We start from the raw sequence: 1451 nt of genomic DNA on the forward strand, positions 1-1451 counted from the left end.
CCGTCACGTACCGATATTGCTAAGTGCATTGTCACCAAAGAAGTTGTTCTTAATAAAGAGGAACCGATATTGGTGGCTGCTGAGCGTAAAACCAAGAAAAAAGAAGAATCTGCGTAAAATAAAAGGAGCCGTCAAACGGCTCTTTTTTTACTCATAAAATTTTGAAATACATATAGATACTAACTGTTAGCTTGCCGGCTTTTGCCAGGATAAAATAGTGTACATTGCCTATACTAGACTCATGATAAAGGAACATGAGTTAAAAAAATTACCCGGGGAAGGAGGTTCATTGAATTTTGGATTATGCTGTGAATTTTATCAGTCTCATTCAGTTGTTCTTTGCCGTGGTTATTGGAATTTATTTCTGGAACCTGCTTAAATCACTGCAGGGCAACAAAATTGCCGTAGAACGTGAATCCAGAAAAGAAATGGACAAACTGCAAAAGATGCGGGAGATATCCTTAACCGAACCACTGGCCGAAAAAACCCGGCCAACCGATTTTACAGAAATTGTTGGTCAGGAAGAAGGACTGAAAGCATTACGAGCCGCTTTATGCGGTTCTAACCCGCAGCATGTACTTATTTATGGGCCACCTGGCGTGGGTAAAACGGCAGCAGCACGGCTGGTACTAAACGAAGCAAGGAAAAACCCTAATTCCCCTTTTAAAATGACAGCTAAATTTGTCGAACTTGATGCCACAACAGCCAGATTTGATGAACGGGGGATTGCCGATCCGCTTATCGGCACAGTGCATGATCCAATTTACCAAGGGGCTGGTCAGCTGGGGATGGCTGGTATTCCTCAGCCTAAACCAGGAGCTGTGACTAAAGCGCATGGTGGAGTATTATTTATTGATGAAATTGGAGAACTTCATCATATCCAGATGAATAAATTACTAAAGGTATTAGAAGATCGTAAGGTTTTTCTGGATAGCTCCTACTATAATAGTGAGGATACGAATATACCACAGCATATTCATGATATATTTCAAAATGGGTTGCCAGCCGATTTTAGGCTCATTGGAGCTACTACCCGGATGCCACAAGATATTCCTCCAGCTATACGTTCGCGGTGTGTAGAAATATTTTTTCGACCGCTATTACCTGATGAAATAGCTACTGTGGCCGTAAATGCTGCAAAAAAAATTAACTTTACGATTGAACCGGGTGCATTGGAAGTTATTAAGCGTTTTGCTACCAACGGGCGGGAAGCTGTGAATATTGTTCAGATTGCAGCCGGAATTGTACAAAGCAGTGGGAAACATGAACAGACTATTTCCCAGGCTGATGTGGAATGGGTTATAAATTTTGGCCAATATACTCCGAGGCCTGAGAAAAAAGTTCCCCTGAGCCCGCAAGTGGGTGTAGTTAACGGTTTGGCTGTATATGGTTCTAATATAGGCATGCTTATGGAGCTGGAAGTAACGGCTGTTCCCAATAACTATGGTACA

The 1451-nt window shown here is 42.0% G+C and carries 1 protein-coding gene; it reads left to right on the plus strand.

Annotated elements, in window-relative coordinates; genetic code table 11:
- Positions 1–296: 296 nt before the first annotated feature.
- Positions 297–1451: ATP-binding protein (locus AC29Z1_RS16870; RefSeq protein WP_488272613.1), on the plus strand; the 1155-nt coding region annotated here is incomplete at its 3' end.

It is taken from the genome of Sporomusa sp., assembly GCF_057736855.1.